At 71.1% G+C, this 16560-nt stretch carries 15 protein-coding genes; 8 read left to right on the forward strand and 7 right to left on the reverse strand.

The window, feature by feature from the left end:
• Window positions 1-216 precede the first annotated feature (216 nt).
• The 7 genes from cckA to flgB form a co-directional block, all read right to left on the reverse strand.
• Window positions 217-2886 (reverse strand): cell cycle histidine kinase CckA, encoded by a 2670-nt coding sequence (cckA, locus tag ACS5RC_RS24795; protein ID WP_478346592.1) that lies wholly within the window; start codon window positions 2884-2886, stop codon window positions 217-219.
• A 151-nt stretch (window positions 2887-3037) separates the two neighbouring features.
• Window positions 3038-4105 carry a flagellar biosynthesis protein FlhB gene (flhB, locus tag ACS5RC_RS24800; protein ID WP_478346593.1) on the reverse strand — a complete coding sequence of 356 codons (1068 nt, stop codon included), beginning with the start codon at window positions 4103-4105 and terminating at the stop codon, window positions 3038-3040.
• Window positions 4106-4129: 24 nt separating this feature from the next.
• Window positions 4130-4891 (reverse strand): flagellar biosynthetic protein FliR, encoded by a 762-nt coding sequence (fliR, locus tag ACS5RC_RS24805; RefSeq protein ID WP_478346594.1) that lies wholly within the window; start codon window positions 4889-4891, stop codon window positions 4130-4132.
• A gap of 75 nt (window positions 4892-4966) precedes the next feature.
• Complete coding sequence (gene fliQ / locus ACS5RC_RS24810) at window positions 4967-5233, reverse strand: flagellar biosynthesis protein FliQ (RefSeq protein ID WP_478346595.1); 267 nt, start codon at window positions 5231-5233, stop codon at window positions 4967-4969.
• A 62-nt stretch (window positions 5234-5295) separates the two neighbouring features.
• On the reverse strand, window positions 5296-5607 hold the full coding sequence (gene fliE, locus ACS5RC_RS24815) for a flagellar hook-basal body complex protein FliE (protein ID WP_478346596.1): 312 nt from the start codon (window positions 5605-5607) through the stop codon (window positions 5296-5298).
• 7 nt (window positions 5608-5614) lie between these two features.
• On the reverse strand, window positions 5615-6022 hold the full coding sequence (gene flgC, locus ACS5RC_RS24820) for a flagellar basal body rod protein FlgC (RefSeq protein WP_478346597.1): 408 nt from the start codon (window positions 6020-6022) through the stop codon (window positions 5615-5617).
• A gap of 50 nt (window positions 6023-6072) precedes the next feature.
• A complete protein-coding gene (flgB, locus tag ACS5RC_RS24825; RefSeq protein WP_478346598.1) occupies window positions 6073-6480 on the reverse strand; it encodes a flagellar basal body rod protein FlgB in 408 nt (135 codons plus the stop codon).
• A 209-nt stretch (window positions 6481-6689) separates the two neighbouring features.
• Between flgB and ACS5RC_RS24830 the strand changes: the two genes are divergently transcribed.
• The 8 genes from ACS5RC_RS24830 to acuI all read left to right on the forward strand — a co-directional run bounded on the left by ACS5RC_RS24830 (window position 6690) and on the right by acuI (window position 16375).
• The gene (locus ACS5RC_RS24830; protein ID WP_478346599.1) at window positions 6690-7973 is read left to right on the forward strand and encodes a hypothetical protein; all 1284 of its coding nucleotides are present in this window, start codon (window positions 6690-6692) and stop codon (window positions 7971-7973) included.
• Between the two features lie 349 nt (window positions 7974-8322).
• Window positions 8323-10227: an extracellular solute-binding protein gene (locus tag ACS5RC_RS24835; protein WP_478346600.1), complete on the forward strand. Its 1905-nt coding sequence runs from the start codon at window positions 8323-8325 to the stop codon at window positions 10225-10227.
• 122 nt (window positions 10228-10349) lie between these two features.
• Entirely contained in the window at window positions 10350-12146 is a 1797-nt protein-coding gene (locus ACS5RC_RS24840) for an extracellular solute-binding protein (RefSeq protein WP_478346655.1), read from the forward strand.
• Window positions 12147-12178: 32 nt separating this feature from the next.
• Window positions 12179-13276, forward strand: coding sequence for a microcin C ABC transporter permease YejB (locus tag ACS5RC_RS24845; protein WP_478346601.1), 1098 nt, complete (start codon window positions 12179-12181; stop codon window positions 13274-13276).
• A 10-nt stretch (window positions 13277-13286) separates the two neighbouring features.
• Complete coding sequence (locus ACS5RC_RS24850) at window positions 13287-13790, forward strand: GNAT family N-acetyltransferase (RefSeq protein WP_478346602.1); 504 nt, start codon at window positions 13287-13289, stop codon at window positions 13788-13790.
• 95 nt (window positions 13791-13885) lie between these two features.
• Entirely contained in the window at window positions 13886-14422 is a 537-nt protein-coding gene (locus tag ACS5RC_RS24855) for a GNAT family N-acetyltransferase (protein ID WP_478346603.1), read from the forward strand.
• Window positions 14423-14430: 8 nt separating this feature from the next.
• Window positions 14431-15324, forward strand: a complete 894-nt coding sequence (locus ACS5RC_RS24860; RefSeq protein WP_478346604.1) for an alpha/beta fold hydrolase — start codon at window positions 14431-14433, stop codon at window positions 15322-15324.
• 67 nt (window positions 15325-15391) lie between these two features.
• Window positions 15392-16375, forward strand: a complete 984-nt coding sequence (acuI, locus tag ACS5RC_RS24865; RefSeq protein ID WP_478346605.1) for an acrylyl-CoA reductase (NADPH) — start codon at window positions 15392-15394, stop codon at window positions 16373-16375.
• Window positions 16376-16560 lie beyond the last annotated feature (185 nt).

The following is a 16560-nucleotide window of genomic DNA, read 5'->3' on the forward strand; positions in this document are numbered from 1 at the left end:
GGGATGCCCCTCCGGCCCGCGGGGCGCCGGGGGATCGGTTCACGCGCGACACACGGATTTCGGGTTCCCCGGCGTCCCGCGTCTCCCTCCAGCCACGCCTCCGGCGCAGCCCCGCGCGCGGAGCCCGAACCCCTGCCCGGCGTCCAATCCGGCGCGGAGCCCGACCCCGCGCGAAGCCCGAGGCGCGTGACGATGGCCGACGCTGAGGGGGCGCCCCTACCCCGCCATGGTCTTCTTCACGGTCTCGACGAGCTGCTTCAGGCTGAAGGGCTTGGGCAGGAAGTTGAAGGCCTCGCCGTCGGGCAGGTTCTTGCGGAAGGCGTCCTCGGCGTAGCCGGAGACGAAGATCACCTTGAGGTCGGGCAGGTGCTTGCGCACCTCGCCGAGCAGCGTCGGGCCGTCCATCTCGGGCATGACCACGTCGGAGACGATGAGGTCGATGACGTGGTCGCCCGAGCGCACGATCTGCAGGGCCTCGACCCCGGAGGCCGCCTCCAGCACGGTGTAGCCCCGGGCCGAGAGCGCGCGGCTGTTGACGGCGCGCACCGGATCCTCGTCCTCGACGAGCAGGATGGTGCCCTGCCCCGTATGGTCGGTCGAGGGCTTGCGCGGCGGGGTCGCCGCGGGCGGCGGGGCGCCCCCTTCCGCGCCCCGGGCCCGGCCCCCCTCGGGCGCCGGGAAGCTCGCGGGCGGCAGGCCCGGGACCCCCTGCGGCAGGGCCGGCTCGGCCTCGACGGCCTCGGGCACGTGGCGCGGCAGGTAGATCCGGAAGGCGGTGCCCTCCCCCACGGTCGATTGCACGTCGATGGTGCCGCCCGATTGCTTGACGATGCCGAACACCGTCGAGAGCCCGAGGCCCGTGCCCTTGCCGATCTCCTTGGTGGTGAAGAACGGCTCGAAGATCTTCTCCATCAGCTCGGGCGGGATGCCCTCGCCGGTATCGAGCACTTCGATCAGCACGTTGTCGCCGGGCGGCGGGCCGCCGCGCCCGTCCGGCACCGCCGCCGCGCCGGGATCGGGCACGTTGGCGGTGCGGATCAGCAGGCGCCCGCCGTTCGGCATGGCGTCGCGGGCGTTGACCGCGAGGTTCACGATGACCTGCTCGAACTGGTTCACGTCGGCCTTCACCGGCCAGACCTCGCGCCCGTGCTTGAGCTCGAGCCCGACGCGCTCGCCCAGGAGCCGCTTCAGCAGCAGCGTCAGCTCGGAGAGCGATTCGCCGACGTTCATCACCTCGGGGCGCAGCGTCTGGCGGCGCGAGAACGCCAGGAGCTGGCGCACGAGGCCCGCCGCCCGGTTGGCGTTCTGCTTGATCTGCATGATGTCCTGGAAGGCCGGATCGGTCGGCCTATGGCTCGCCAGCAGCAGGTCCGAGTAGCCGATGATCGCCTGGAGGACGTTGTTGAAGTCGTGCGCGATGCCGCCCGCGAGCTGGCCGACGGCGTTCATCTTCTGCGACTGCGCCACCTGCTGCTCGAGTTGGCGCTGGGCCGTGGTGTCGAGGGCGTAGAGGATCACCGCCTCGCGCTCGGTCTCCGCGATGGTCTCGTCGGCGCTGCCCGCCGTGATCAGCCAGACCCGGGCCGAGCGGCTGCCCGGCCCCTTCAGGGTCACCTCGATCGGGGCGACCTCGGGCAGGCCGCTCGCGCCCTTGGCGAGCGCCGCGTCGAGGCCCTCGCGGTCGTTGACCGAATCCGCGATGTTGGGCGCGCCCGTGGCCTCCCCGACCTCGCCGACGGCGTGGCGCGGCAGGGTGCCGAACAGGCGCGCGAAGGAGGCGTTGGCCCGCGCGATCCGGCCGCTGCGGTCGAGGGTGGCGATGGCGATCGGCGAGTTGTTGAGGAAGCGCGCCAGGCGCACCTCGGCCGCGCGCTGCGGCTCGTCCGACTCGGCGCCGGCCGAGCGGTTGATCACGAAGGTGCGCGAGGCGCCCGGCTTGCCGTCCTTGCCGAAGGCGACGCGGTGGTAGAGCCGGGCCGGCAGGGGATGGCCGTTGCGGCGGCGCAGGTCGAGGTCGAAGCGGTCGGTGCGGACCTCGCCGGGCAGGCCGGCGCTGCGGGTCAGCACCTCGGCGCCCGGCGCGATCTCCGCGAGATGGGGCCCGCCGGAGCCGATCGTGGCGAGGTCGTAGCCGAGCCAGGCGGCGAGGGTGGCGTTCATGTAGACGATCGCGCCCTGCGGATCGATCGACAGGAACCCTGCGGGCGCGTGGTCGAGATAGTCGATCGCGTGCTGGAGCTCCTGGAAGACGTTCTCCTGGCGCTCCCGCTCGGCGGTGATGTCGGCCACCGACCAATGCGCGGCGGACCGGCCCGGCCGGGGCAGCGGCCGCACCTGGATCCGGTACCACGCGAAGTCGCGCTCGCCGCCGCCGGGCGGGGGCGACATCCGGATCTCCTCGGTGTGGCTGCGCCCGTCGCGGGAGGCCTGCGACAGCCGGTAGACCGCCTCGGAGACCTCGGGCGAGCCGACGAAGACCCGCTCCACCGAGCGCAGATTGGAGAAGCTGTCGCCGCCCGCGACCTGAAGATAGGCCTCGTTGGCGTAGATCAGGCGTCCGCCCTCCTCCACCACGAGGACCGCTTCGGGCGCGCCGTCGACGATCGCCTTGGTGATGTCGTCCCGGGCGCCCTGCCCCGAGAGCTGGATCGCCCCGATCGCCAGGGCGAACAGGAAGAACACCCCGGCCATGGCGAGCAGCGCCAGGAGCCAGATGATCAGCGACTGCGCCTGCTCGTTGGCGACGAAGGACAGGCCGATCGCCGCTCCGACGAGGAGCCCCGCCAGAACGAGCAGGAGGCCGACCCGGCCGGGCCGCTCGGACCGGTCGATCGAGCCCGGCACGGGGGGGGCGACGGGCGTCGTGGGTCCAGACAACTCGGCCATCACGCTTCAATCCAGTACGACCGACCGGTTATGCCCCGCGCCGCCCGGACGGCAAGGGGATAAAATCGGTGCTCCTGCAGGGGGCTGGTGGAAGTCGCCCCCGAATGTTGCCGGAATGGCGCGCCCGCGGTGCGGCCGGACGTCCCCACCCTCAGGCCGCGCGGCGGCGCAGGCGCAGGACGAAGCCGATCACCTCGGCCACCGCCCGGTAATGCTCGGCCGGCACCGGCTGGTCGATCTCGACGGTGGCGTGGAGCGCGCGGGCGAGCGGCGGGTTCTCCAGCACCGGCACGTCGTGCTGGGCCGCGACCGTGCGGATGCGCAGCGCCATCGCGTCGACGCCCTTGGCGACGCAGACGGGGGCGGTCATGCCCGGCTCGTAGAGCAGCGCCACGGCGTAGTGGGTCGGGTTGGTGACGACCACGGTCGCGCCCGGCACGGCGGCCATCATGCGCTTCTTGCCGCGCTGGGCCCGGATCTGGCGCATGCGGCCCTTCACCTCCGGGTTGCCGTCCTGCTCCTTCATCTCCTGCTTCATCTCCTCCTTCGACATGCGCAGGCGCTGGCGCCAGCGGTAGCGCTGGTACAGGGCGTCCGCCATGGTGATGAGGAGATGGACGGCGAGCACGCCCGCCAGCAGCTTGAGCCCGATCCCCAGGATCGCGGGCAGGCAGGCCGCCGGGTCGAGCCGCGCGAAGACCTCCAGCCGGTCGCGGTCGTTCCACAGCATCACCGAGACCAGCACGCCCACGACCGCGATCTTGGCCAGCCCCTTGCCGAACTGGACCAGGGCCTCGATCCCGAAGATGCGCTTCACCCCCGACATCGGCGAGACGCGCTCGAACTTGAAGCCGAGCGTCTCGGTGGTGAAGACCAGGGGGTGCTGCAGCAGGCCGGCGGCGAGGCCCGCGACCACGGCGAGGCCCGCCGGGATCGCGAGCGCCTGGAGCCAGATCAGCAGGGACCGGCTCGCCAGCGCGCCCATCGCCGCCGGGTCGTCCGGGACGGCGTGGGCGTTCATCAGGAAGCCGCGCATCTCCGCCATCAGCGTCGTGGCGATGTGGGGCCCGGCCAGCATCAGCCCGAGGGTGAAGGCCCCGAGCGCCGCGAAGGTGTTGATCTCGATGCTGGTGGCGACCTCGCCGCGCTCGATCGCCTGATCGAGCCGCCGCTGGGTCGGCTCCTCGGTCTTGTCCTCCTGCTCGGTGCCCTCAGCCATCGCGGCCTCCGGCCGGCACGCCCGTCAGCGCCCCGCGAGGTTGGCGAGGTAGCGGCCGATATCGTCGAGGAAGACGCCCATCATCACGCCCAACGCCCCCACGAGGATCAGCATGCCGATCATGATCGAGGCCGGCACCGCGACGAAGAACACCTGCAATTGCGGCATCATGCGCGAGAGCACGCCGAGGCCGAGGTTGAACAGCAACCCGAACGCGATGAACGGCGCCGAGATCTGCACGCCCAGGGTGAAGCCGCGCCCGAGCGCCTTGAGGGCGAGCTGGGCCGCCTCGCCGAGGCCCGGCACCCCGTCCGGCGGCAGCACCCGGTAGCTCTGCCCGATCCCGTCGAGGGCGAGGTGATGCAGGTCGGCGGCGAAGATCAGCGTGATGCCGAGCAGCGACAGGAAATTGCCGATGGCCGCCTGCTGGCCGCCCATCGTGGGATCCACCGTCATGGCGTAGGACAGGCCGAGCTGCTGCGAGGCGATCACCCCGGCCGTCTGCAGCGCGGCCAGGATCATGCGAACGGTCAGCCCCAGCACCAGCCCGATCAGGGTCTCGCCGAACAGGAGCCCGATCAGCCGCGGCCCCGCGAGCGTCTGCACGTCGCCGAGCAGCGGGCGCACCGCCGGGAACAGCACCAGCGCCACGAGGAGCGCGAAGGCGAGGCGCAGCCGCGGCGAGACCGATTGCTCGCCGATTCCCGGCATCAGCATGATCAGCGTGCCGACCCGGGCGAAGGTCAGGAGATAGGCCGAGGCAATGCCCGGCAGCAGCAGGTTCATGGAGGGGGTTATAGCCGGTCGCGGCCGGTTTGGCCCCCGGGTCGGTCCGCCGGCCCGCGAGCGCCGCGCCCGCCATCAGCCGCCCGCCGCGATGCGGGCCGCGATGCGGCCCATGTAGCCCGCCATCGCGTCCCCGATGAAGGGCAGCATCAGCAGCAGGGCCGCGAAGACCGCGACGATCTTGGGCACGTAGATCAGCGTCTGCTCCTGGATCTGGGTCAGGGCCTGGACGAGGGAGACCGCGAGGCCGACGGCGAGCGCCACCAGCATCAGGGGACCGGCGATCTTCAGGAACACGAAGATGCCGTCGCGGGCGACGTCGAGGATGGCGAGGCCGGTCATGGGATGCGGATCACGGGTTGGGAGATGGGGGCGTGTGCGCGGATGGCGGGCGGCCGGACGGCTCAGATCTGCATCCGCATGATCTCCTCGTAGGCGGAGATCATGCGGTCGCGCACCGCCACCATGGTCTGGAGGGCGGTCTCGCTCTCGGCGACCGCCGTCACCACGTCGACGACATTGGCCTTTCCGGCCGCCACCGAGAGGGCCTGGGCGTCGGCGCGCTTGCCCGCCGCGCCGACACCGTCGATCGCCTGGCCGAGGAGCTGGGTGAAGTCGGTCGCGGACGAGCCCGCCTGGATCTTCGGCGCCGCCTTGGGGGCGCCGATCGACTGGACCGCCGCGTAGGCGCCGGCCGCGAAGTTGCTGCTTGCCATGACGCGCCTACTTCAGGATCTCGAGGGTGCGGGAGATCATCCGGCGCGTCGCCGTGACCATGTTGAGGTTGGCCTCGTAGGAGCGCTGGGCCTCGCGCATGTCCATGTTCTCGATGAGCGCGTTGACGTTGGGCATCCGCACCTCGCCCCGCTCGTTCGCCGCGGGGTTGCCGGGGTCGTACTTCGTGCGGAAGGGTGCGGTGTCGCGCCGGACCCGGCCCGCCTCGACGAGGCTCGCGCCGGTCTCGCGGTCGAGGTGGCTCGTGAAGCTCGGGATCTTGCGGCGGTAGGGATCGGACCCGGCCGTCTGCGGCGCGGAATCGGCGTTGGCGATGTTCTCCGCGATGATGCGCATCCGCCCGGACTGGGCGGTGAGCCCCGAGGCGGCGATGCTGAGCGTCTTCGAGAAATCCACGGCACCGGCTCCTCAATGGGGGCAGGAAGGGCATCCGGACGGGGCCGGGCCTACTTCTTGCCGATGGCGATCTTCAGGACGTCGAGGTTCTTCTGGTAGAGCGAGGCGGCGAGCTGATAGTCGGACTGGTTGTCGCCCGCCTTCATCATCTCCTCCTCGAGGTTGACCCCGTTCCCGCTCGGGCGGATCTCGAAACCCTTGAAGCGGCGCGGATCGGCGCCCGCGCCGTCCATCGCCCCGGAGGGCGCCATGTGGGCCGCGCTCGTGAGCGCCAGTCCGGAGCCGGTCCCCGTCGGCGCGCCGGTGCGCGGGTCGAGGCTCAAGGCGGCGAGATCGCGTGGGCGGAAGCCCGGCATGTCGGCGTTGGCCACGTTCTCGGCGATGAGCTGCTGGCGGGCCTGCTGCCACTGCATCCGGGTCCGGAGCGCCGCGAACAGCGGCATGTCGATCAGGGCCACGGGCCTCCTCCGTCGGGAAACGCGGGCGTGATCCGTCCGACCGGCAAAATCTGCCGGGTCCATGGTTAATGTCGCGTTAAGGCCCGGGAGGGCCGGAGAAGCTGTTAACGGACGGTTTCGGCGATTGCCTCGACGCCCCGGCGCCGTGCTAACCTCAGGCAGTGTCCTGCGTAGGGTCCGGCCGGATCCTGGAACGAGAGTGCGAAGCCTTGCAATGGTTGCAGTCCGTGTTCGGCTCTGACGGCTCTCCGATCATCCAGTACGTCAGCATCTTCGCGGTCATCTTCGCGGTCCTGACGGTCATCGTGCTCCTGGTCCGCCGGCTCACCGGTGGCGGGCTCGCCGCCGCGGGGCGGCCCGGGCAGCGCGGGCGCCAGCCGCGCCTCGGCATCGTCGACGTGTACGAGCTCGACCGGCAACGCCAGCTCATCCTGCTCCGGCGCGACAACGTCGAGCACCTGCTCCTCGTCGGCGGTCCGAACGACGTGGTGATCGAGCGCAACATCCAGCGGGGACGGGCGCTCGGCGAGGCGGTCCTGCGGCCCGACGACCTGCCTGAGGTACGTCCCGAGCCCGCCAGCGACCCTGTGCTCGAGGCTCCGTCGACCTTGCAGGGGGCTGGGGCCCTGCGTGAGCCTTCCGCCCTGCACGGCCCCGCCGACGGGCTGCTCGCGCCGAGCTTCGAGATGCCGGTGGTGGTGCCTCCGGCCGTGCCGCGCTCCAGCGCCGCCCCGCCGGTCACCCATCCTCTCGACGCGACGGCTCTCGGGCCCGACATGCCGGAGGACGGCGCGCCCGGTCAGGGCTCCGAGGCGGTTCCGGAGATCAGCGCGGGCCCGCGCCCCGGGGCACCGGGGCCGGCAGCGCCCGCGCGCGAGGGCCCGGCCAAGCGTCTGCTGCGCCGCACGGCTCCGCCCCTGATCAATCCGCCGCCGGCCGCGCCGGAGACGCAGACGCCCGAGACGCCGCCGCCCGAACGCGCCGCGTCCCAGGCCGTACCCGCGGCGATGCCCGCAAGCCCGCCCCGGCGGGCCATCGATCCGGCAATCCTGTCCGACATGGCGCGGCAGCTCCAGGCGGCATTGAGCCGGCCTTCCTCCGCAGTCACGCCGCCGCCGGGGGACACGGCGGTGCCAGCGCCGTCAGCCGCCCCGTCATCCCCTCCCCGTCCGCCCTCCCCCGAGCCGGTGCAGCCAGCCCGGGAGCCCGCTCCGGCGATCGATCCGATGGCGGCCGCGATGGCGGCGGCCCCCGCTCCGGTGCCGGCACCGCCCGTCGTCCCGCCTGCGCCCGTCGAGCCGCCCCCGCCCCCGGCCGCACCGGAGCCGACGCCGCCCGCACCGGAGCCGCCGGCGCCGATCCCGGCTCCTGCGCCGACGCCGTCATCCGAGCCACCTCCGGCGAAGCCCGCGACAGCCAATCCCTTCTCCGTCGAGGAGATCGAGGCCGAGTTCGCCCGCCTCCTGGGACGGCCGCTCGACAAGCGGGGCTAGAGCGCATTCCGACGACCCGGTTGCCGGTTCGTCGAAAGACTGTGCGTCGTAACAAGGACATAGAAGCCTCGATCCGACGCGATCAGATCGGTGCTTCCGGCCCGACCACGCCGCGCCGAACGCCCCTGAGGGTCCCGCGGATGTCGCGCGCCCTGGTATGGGGCCGCGCCCGGCGGCAATCCGCGCGGCTTCGCCCGGCCGGTTCGGGTTGGCGCGGGGGGATGCCCGTTCTAAGACCCTCTCTGGCCGAGGCGGGGCTCGACCCGATCTCGAACCGCGACCGCGGCGGGCGCCTCCCCGCCGATGGGCTCCGCCCGGAGCCGCGCAACGAACCGGAGATCGCCAGACCGTGATCGGACGCCTTCTCGCCGCCGCGCTCCTCCTCGCCGGTCTCGCCGCCCCGGCCCTGTCCCAGGAGCCGGCCAGCTCGGCCGCGGCGGCCGCCTCGGGTGCTCCCGCCGGCACCGCGACCGGCAACTGGGTCCACGCCATCACCCTGATGGGCCAGCCGAAATACGGCCCGGGCTTCGGCCATTTCGATTATGCCGACCCGAACGCGCCGAAGGGCGGCCTCGTCCGGCTCGGCGCGCAGGGCGGCTTCGACAACTTCAACATCGTGGTCTCGGGGCTGAAGGGCGATCTCGAGGGCGGCATCGCCCAGATCTACGACACGCTCAGCACCGAATCCCTGGACGAGCCCTTCACCTCCTACGGCCTGCTCGCCGAGGCGATCCGGGTCGCGCCCGATCTCGGCTCGGTCTCCTACCGGCTGCGCGAGGACGCCCGGTGGCACGACGGCAAGCCGGTGACGCCCGAGGACGTGATCTGGTCGTTCGAGGCCTTCAAGGGCAACAGCCCGCTCTACGCGGCCTATTACCAGAATGTCGCCAAGGCCGAGGCCACCGGCCCGCGCGAGGTGACCTTCACCTTTTCGGAGACCGGCAACCGCGAATTGCCCCAGATCGTCGGACAGCTGCGCGTGCTGCCCAAGCATTGGTGGACGGCCAAGGACCAGCAGGGCAAGGCGCGCAACATCACCGAGACCACCCTTGAGCCGCCGCTCGGGTCCGGTCCCTACCGGCTCGCCAAGTTCGAGCCCGGCCGTACCGCCACCTACGAGCGGGTGCCCGATTACTGGGGCCGCGACCTCGCCGTGAATGCCGGGCGCAACAACTTCGGCACGATGCGCTTCGAGTATTTCCGCGACTCCTCGGTCCTGGTCGAGGCGCTGAAGGGCGACCTCTACGATTTCCGGCAGGAGAACGTCGCCCGCAACTGGGCCACCGCCTACGACGACTTCCCGGCCGTCAAGGAGGGCCGCCTCGTCAAGGAGGAATTCCCCGACCGCGGCAACGGCATCATGCAGGCCTTCGTATTCAACCTGCGCAAGCCGATGTTCCAGGACGAGCGCGTGCGCCGCGCCTTCAACCTCGCGATGAATTTCGAGGAGATGAACCGGGCCCTGTTCTACGGCCTCTACAAGCGTATCGACTCCTATTTCTACGGTTCCGAGCTCGCCTCATCGGGGCTGCCCGAGGGCGACGAGCGCGCGATCCTGGAGAGCGTGAAGGACAAGATCCCGCCCTCCGTCTTCACCGAGCCCTACCGCAACCCCGTCAACGACACCCCCGAGGCCGTGCGGGCGAACCTGCGCGAGGCCGTGCGGCTGCTGCGCGAGGCCGGCTACGAGCAGCGCGACGGACGCATGGTCAGCAAGGCGACCGGCCAGCCTCTCAGCGTGGAATTGATCGAATCCCAGAGCATCTTCGAGCGGGTGATCCTGCCCTACGTCGCCCAGCTCAAGCTCATCGGTATCACCGTGTCGCCGCGGATCATCGACCAGGCGCAGTACCAGAATCGCAAGCGCGCCTTCGACTTCGACATGGCGATCAATTCCTGGCCGGAATCCTTGTCGCCCGGCAACGAGCAGCGCGACCATTGGGGCTCCGAGGCCGGGGGCCGGCCGGGATCGAGCAACGTGGCGGGCATCAAGGACCCGGGCGTCGACGCGCTGATCGAGCGGGTGATCTTCGCCCATGACCGGCCGGGCCTCGTCGCCGCCACGCGCGCCCTCGACCGGGTGCTGCTCGCCCACAATTACGTGGTGCCGCAATGGGCCTCGAAGGTCTCGCGCACCCTGCGCTGGAACCGGTTCGCACACCCGTCCGTGCTGCCCGCCTACGGGGGATCGGGTTTCCCGACGACGTGGTGGTACGACGAGGCGGCCGCGGCCAAGGCCGGAGCGCCCCGTTGAAGCGGCGCGGGGATGCTCCGGCGGGACGGAGCGGCGGAGCGACGCGCCGCCGCCTTCTCCTGGGCGCCGGGGCCCTGGCGCTCGGAACCCGCCTCGTCCGGGCCGCGGAGGGCGCGAGCACCATGGGCGTCGTCGAGCAGGCGGGGGCGACGGGCGAGCGCCACGGCCTGTCGAGCTTCGGCGAGCTGAAATACCCGGCGGCCTTCGAGCGCTTCGACTACGTCAACCCGGAGGCGCCCCGGGGCGGGCGCTTCTCGGCTCAGGTCAGCCAGACCTTCGGCAATCAGGCGGGCAACACCTTCAACACCCTCAACCCCTACGTCCTGCGCGGCGAGGGAGCGGGCGGGATCGAGCTCACCTTCGACAGCCTGATGGTGCGCGCCTACGACGAGCCGGACGCGCTCTACGGCCTCGTCGCCCGTTCGGTGGCCGCGAGCGCGGACGGCCTGACCTACACCTTCCGGCTGCGGCCGCAGGCCCGCTTCCACGACGGCACCCGCCTGACCGCCCGGGATGCCGCCTTCTCCTTCACGATCCTGCGCGACAAGGGGCACCCCGAGATCTCGCAGGTGATCCGCGACATGACCGAGGCGGTGGCCGAGGGCGACGAGGTGCTGGTCGTCCGCTTCGCCCCGGGGCGCGCCCGCGACTTGCCCCTGACGGTGGCCCAGCTGCCGATCTTCTCCGCCGCCTACTGGGACGGGCGCGACTTCGAGGCCTCGACGCTCGAGGCGCCGCTGGGATCCGGGCCCTACCGCGTGGCGCGGGTCGATCAGGGCCGCTCGATCGCCTACGAGCGAGTGCCCGATTACTGGGCCGCCGACCTGCCCGTGCGGGTGGGCCAGAACAATTTCGACACGATCGGCTACGAGTATTTCCGCGACCGCAACGTCGCCTTCGAGGCCTTCAAGGGCCGGGCCTACACCTTCCGCGAGGAGTTCACCGCCCGGGTCTGGGCGACGGGCTACGACTTCCCGGCCGTGGCCGAGGGCCGCGTCCAGCGCTTCACCGTCCCGGATGCGCGGCCCTCCGGCACCCAGGGCTGGTGGCTCAACACCCGACGCCCGCAATTCCAGGATCCGAAGATCCGCGAGGCGGTGGGCCTGTGCTTCGACTTCGCCTGGACCAACAAGAACCTGATGTACGGCGCCTACACGCGCACGGCCTCGTTCTTCGAGAATTCCGATCTCAAGGCCGCGGGGCCGCCCGCCCCGGCCGAGATGGCGCTGCTGGAGCCGCTGCGGGACCGGCTCCCGGCGGAGGTCTTCGGCGAGCCCTGGAGCCCGCCGGTTTCGGACGGGTCGGGGCAGGACCGGGTGCTGCTCCGCCGCGCCGACGCGCTGCTGCGCGAGGCGGGCTGCACGCTCGAGGGCGGCACGCTGCGTCTGCCCGGCGGCAAGCCCTTCGAGATCGAGTTCCTCGATTTCGACCCGAGCCTCGAGCCGCACACCCTCGGCTTCGTGCGCAATCTTGGTCTCGTAGGCATCCGCGCCGGCATCCGCACCGTCGATCCGTCGCAGTACCAGGCCCGGGTCAACGACTTCGACTACGACGTGGTCACGCGCCGCTTCGCTTTCGGGCCGACGCCGGGGGCGGAGCTGCGGCAGTCGTACGGCTCGGCCGCGGCTGCGGTGAAGGGCTCGGCCAACCTCTCGGGCATCGCCGACCCGGCTGTCGACGCGCTCCTCGACCGGGTGGCGGATGCGCGCTCGCGCGCCGACCTCGTCACCGCCTGCCGGGCGCTGGACCGGGTGCTGCGGGCCGGTCGCTACTGGGTGCCGATGTGGTATTCGGCCAGCCACCGCCTCGCGGTCTGGGACGTCTACGGCCGGCCCAAGAACGGCCCGAAATACGATCTCGGGGCGCCCCAGGCCTGGTGGTTCGACGCCGAGCGGGCGCAGCGGATCGGCGTGCCCTGATGCGGCGATCGAAGCGCGAGGAAGCCTAGCCCATGCTCGCCTACATCCTGCGCCGCGTCGCCCTGATGGTGCCGACGGTTCTCGGCATCCTGCTCATCACCTTCACCATCGTGCAGTTCGCACCCGGCGGCCCGGTGGAGCGGGTGATCGCGCAGATGCAGGGCCAGGGCGACGCGCTCTCCCGCGTCACCGGCGGCGCGGGCGATCTCGGGGGCGCCGGGCGCCCGACCAACACCGAGAACACCTCGCGCTACCGGGGCGCGCAGGGCCTGAGCCCCGACTTCATCGCCAAGCTCGAGAAGCAATACGGCTTCGACAAGCCCGCGCCCGAGCGCTTCCTGAAGATGATCTGGGACTACGCCCGCTTCGATTTCGGGCGCAGCTACTTCCGCGACGTCACGGTGATCGACCTCATCCGCGAGCGGCTGCCGGTCTCGATCTCGCTGGGGCTGTGGATGACGCTCCTGTCCTACGCGATCTCGATCCCGCTCGGCATCCGCAAGGCGGTCCGGGACGGCACCCGGTTCGACCGCTGGACCTCGTTCGTCGTCATCATCGGCTACGCGGTGCCGGGCTTCATGTTCGGCCTGATGCTGATCATCCTGTTCGCGGGCGGATCGTTCTTCCAGTGGTTCCCCCTGCGCGGACTGACCAGCGAGGGCTGGGACGGCTTCTCGACCTGGCACAAGGTCACCGACTACACCTGGCACATGGCGCTGCCGCTGACCGCCCTGGTGATCGGCGCCTTCGCCACCGCGACGCTGCTCACCAAGAACTCCTTCCTCGACGAGATCCGCAAGCAATACGTCCTCACCGCGCGGATGAAGGGCCTCTCGGAGCGGCGCGTCCTCTACGGGCACGTCTTCCGCAATGCCATGCTGATCGTGATCGCGGGCTTTCCCGGCGCCTTCATCTCGGCCTTCTTCACCGGCTCGCTCCTCATCGAGACGATCTTCAGCCTCGACGGCCTGGGCGAACTCTCGTTCCGGGCCATCACCGGGCGCGACTACCCGGTGGTGTTCGCGACGCTCTACATTTTCTCCTTGCTGGGGCTGGCGGTGAACCTGCTCTCCGACCTGATCTACGTCTGGATCGACCCGCGCATCGATTTCTCCGCGCGGGCGACCTGAGGCGATCCGCATGAGGAACGTCGTCGCCCGCGGTGTCCGCATAGCCGTGCCGGACGACGGACCGGTGGTCGAAGCCGTGTTGGAGGCTTCCTATCCGGTCCCGATGGCGAATGCCTATGACCCTGACCTCTTAGCGGCAGCGCTGCCGATGATGTGTCGAGCCCAACCGGGACTCCTCTCGTCCGGGCGTTACTGGCTTGCCGACGATCCTCCCATCGGCTGCGGTGGGTGGAGCCTGGAAAGACCGGGTACGGCGGACGTCGAGCCCGGTCTCGGCCATATCCGTCATTTCGCCGTCCACCCTGACCATGTCGGGCGGGGCATTGGTCGAAGGATCTTCAACGCTTGCCGTCGCCAAGCGCAAGATTGTGGCATTCAGCGGTTCGAGTGCTGGTCAAGTCTGAACGCTGAGCCTTACTATGTCGCGCTCGGCTTCGCGGTCCGTGAACGCAAACGGATCCGCATGGGACCAGCGATCCATTTTCCGGTCGTCTGCATGGTACTGGCGCTTTAAGTCGCGATGTCCGAAGTGCGCGCGCACCTGTCGATTGCGGGATGCGCCGGCCGCTGCTAACCGCGCCGGTACCCGTCCCGGAGCGTTCGTCCCGCGTGCCCGCCCTCGCCCCCGTCATCCGGCCCGAGCATCCCGACGACGCCGAAGCCATCGAGCGCCTGCATGCCCGGGCCTTCGGGCCCGGCCGCTACGCCCGCACCGCCTTCCGGCTCCGCGAGGGCAACCCCCACCGCCGGGATCTCGCCGTCACCGCCTCGGTCGGCGGCGTGCTCGCCGGCTCGGTGCGCCTCAACGCCGTGCGCGCGGAAGGACCGGCCTTCCTGGCGTTGGGGCCGCTCGCGGTCGATCCGGCCTTTGCGGGAAGCGGCATCGGCTCGGCCCTGATGCGGGCCTGCCTCGACGGCGCGATGCGGGCGGGCGAAGGCTTGGTGATCCTGGTGGGCGACGCGCCCTTCTACGCCCGCTTCGGCTTCGCGCCCGTGCCGCCCGGCCGCCTCGCCCTGCCGGGGCCCGTCGATCCCGCCCGCTTCCTCTGGCGCGAACTCGTGCCGGGCTTCGCGCCGCGCGTCTCCGGCACGGTCGCCGCGGAGTTCCGCGCCCGTTCGGGAACGCCCTTCTCCGCCGCGTCTTGACCGCCCGGATGGATCGCGCGGAGGCCAGGGTGCGGCACGAGACGGTTCGGGTGAACGGAATCGATCTGCACGTCGCACGCCTCGGCTCCGGGCCGCCGCTTCTGTTTCTGCACGGCTGGCCCGAGTTGTGGCTGACCTGGGAGCCTGTGATGACGCGGCTCGCCGCGCGGTTCGACTGCATCGCGCCCGACCTGCGCGGCTTCGGCCTCACCGGCACACCGGATGCGCGCCCGGATGACGGCGTCGGCGCCTCCGTGCACGCGGCGGACATGCTGGCGCTCCTCGACGCCCTCGGGGTCGCGCGGGCGGGGATCGTCGGGCACGATGTCGGGGCCTATGTGGGCCAAGCCCTCGGACGCGCGGCGCCGGAGCGCTGTGCCGGCCTGTTCTTCTTCGACTGCCCGTATCCGGGCATCGGCCCCAGGCTCGGCGCGCCTGGGAACCTGATCGAGATCTGGTACCAATCCTTCCATCTGCAGCCCTTCGCGGCCGAGCTCGTGGGCAGTTCGCGCGAGGCCTGCCGGCTCTACATCGGGCATTTCCTCCGGCACTGGGCCGGCCCGAACCCGCATGCCTTCGACGACGTGCTGGAGGACTTCGTCGACGCCTATCTCCGGCCCGGCAACCTCCAGGGCGGCTTCAACTGGTATCTCAGCCAAAATCCCGCCCGCCTTGCGATGATCCGGGGAGAAGCTCCCGACCCGGAGCCCATCGGCGTGCCGACCTGCATCCGCTGGCCCGAGGCGGACCCGCTCTTCCCCTATGCCTGGAGCGACCGCCTTCCGGTGTATTTCACGGATCTCGACCTCGCGCCGTTTCCCGGCGTCGGGCATTTTCCCCACCGGGAGAAGCCCGATGCGGCCGCCACCGAGATCGCGCGCTTCTTCGGCTTGCGCGTCTAGAACCCGCCGCTGGCGCGACGGCGAGCCACCCTGGCCCAGGCCGATGCGCCATTCCGAGGAGACAGTGATGTTCAGAGCGATCCTGATCGAGAAGGACGAGAGCGGCTATCGCGCCGGCCTCACCGAGGTGGACGAGGCGCGCCTGCCAGAGGGTGACGTGACGATCGCCGTTCAATACTCGACGCTGAACTACAAGGACGGGCTCGCAATCACCGGGAAGAGCCCGGTGGTGCGCAAGTTTCCCATGATCCCGGGCGTCGATCTCGTCGGCCGGGTCACCGAGTCATCGGATGCGCGCTACGCGGTGAGCGATGCCGTGGTGCTCAACGGCTGGGGTGTCGGCGAGACGCATTGGGGCGGTCTCGCCGAGATCGCGCGTCTCAAGGGCGACTGGCTGGTACCCCTGCCCGCGGCCTTCACCCCGCGCCAGGCCATGGCGATCGGCACCGCGGGCTACACCGCCATGCTCGCCGTGATGGCGCTGGAGCGCCACGGGGTCACCCCAGAGAAGGGCGAGATCGTGGTGACGGGTGCGGCCGGCGGCGTCGGCAGCACGGCGATCGCGATCCTGTCGAAGCTCGGCTACACGGTCGTCGCGGTGAGCGGCCGGCCGGAGGAGGCGGACTACCTGCGCGGCCTCGGTGCCGCGGAGGTCCTTGAGCGGGCGCAGTTCTCTGAGCCCGGCAAGCCGTTGGCCAGGGAGCGTTGGGCCGGCGCGATCGACGCGGTGGGCAGCCACACCCTCGCCAACGTCTGTGCCGCGACGCGCCAGCGCGGTGTGGTCGCCGCCTGCGGCCTCGCCCAGGGCATGGATTTTCCCGCCACCGTCGCGCCCTTCATCCTCCGCGGCGTGACGCTCGTCGGCATCGACAGCGTGCTGTGCCCGCGCCCCGAGCGCCTGGAGGCCTGGGACCGCCTCGCCCGCGACCTCGATCCGGCCAAGCTCGACGCCCTGGCGGCCGAGATCCCGCTCTCGGACGCGATCCCGACGGCCGAGCGTCTGCTTGCCGGACAGGTGCGCGGGCGCGTGGTGGTGGACGTGTCGCGCTGAAGGCGTGCGCACCGATCGGGACCGCCCGGTCGCGGGATCGGGGGCTCCTCGTCCGTCGTGGAGCGGGCGGTCGGTCTCCCGACCGCTCTCCCGGACCGGCGTCCTCGCCCGTGCCTCCGCCGATAGTGCCGGGATGTGGTACGCCTTCTGATTCTCGTTCAGCAGGATCGCGGCCGAGGTCGGAA

It is taken from the genome of Methylobacterium sp. HJ2 (genome assembly GCF_056431005.1).

Excerpts from the sequence above, each read along its gene's own strand:
- ACS5RC_RS24845 (WP_478346601.1), top strand. The coding sequence starts at position 12,179 with ATGCTCGCCTACATCCTGCGCCGCGTCGCCCTGATGGTGCCGACGGTT.
- ACS5RC_RS24840 (WP_478346655.1), top strand. The coding sequence starts at position 10,350 with ATGGGCGTCGTCGAGCAGGCGGGGGCGACGGGCGAGCGCCACGGCCTG.
- cckA (WP_478346592.1), bottom strand. The coding sequence starts at position 2,886 with ATGGCCGAGTTGTCTGGACCCACGACGCCCGTCGCCCCCCCCGTGCCG.
- acuI (WP_478346605.1), top strand. The coding sequence starts at position 15,392 with ATGTTCAGAGCGATCCTGATCGAGAAGGACGAGAGCGGCTATCGCGCC.
- flhB (WP_478346593.1), bottom strand. The coding sequence starts at position 4,105 with ATGGCTGAGGGCACCGAGCAGGAGGACAAGACCGAGGAGCCGACCCAG.
- fliR (WP_478346594.1), bottom strand. The coding sequence starts at position 4,891 with ATGAACCTGCTGCTGCCGGGCATTGCCTCGGCCTATCTCCTGACCTTC.
- ACS5RC_RS24860 (WP_478346604.1), top strand. The coding sequence starts at position 14,431 with ATGGATCGCGCGGAGGCCAGGGTGCGGCACGAGACGGTTCGGGTGAAC.
- fliE (WP_478346596.1), bottom strand. The coding sequence starts at position 5,607 with ATGGCAAGCAGCAACTTCGCGGCCGGCGCCTACGCGGCGGTCCAGTCG.
- fliQ (WP_478346595.1), bottom strand. The coding sequence starts at position 5,233 with ATGACCGGCCTCGCCATCCTCGACGTCGCCCGCGACGGCATCTTCGTG.
- ACS5RC_RS24850 (WP_478346602.1), top strand. The coding sequence starts at position 13,287 with ATGAGGAACGTCGTCGCCCGCGGTGTCCGCATAGCCGTGCCGGACGAC.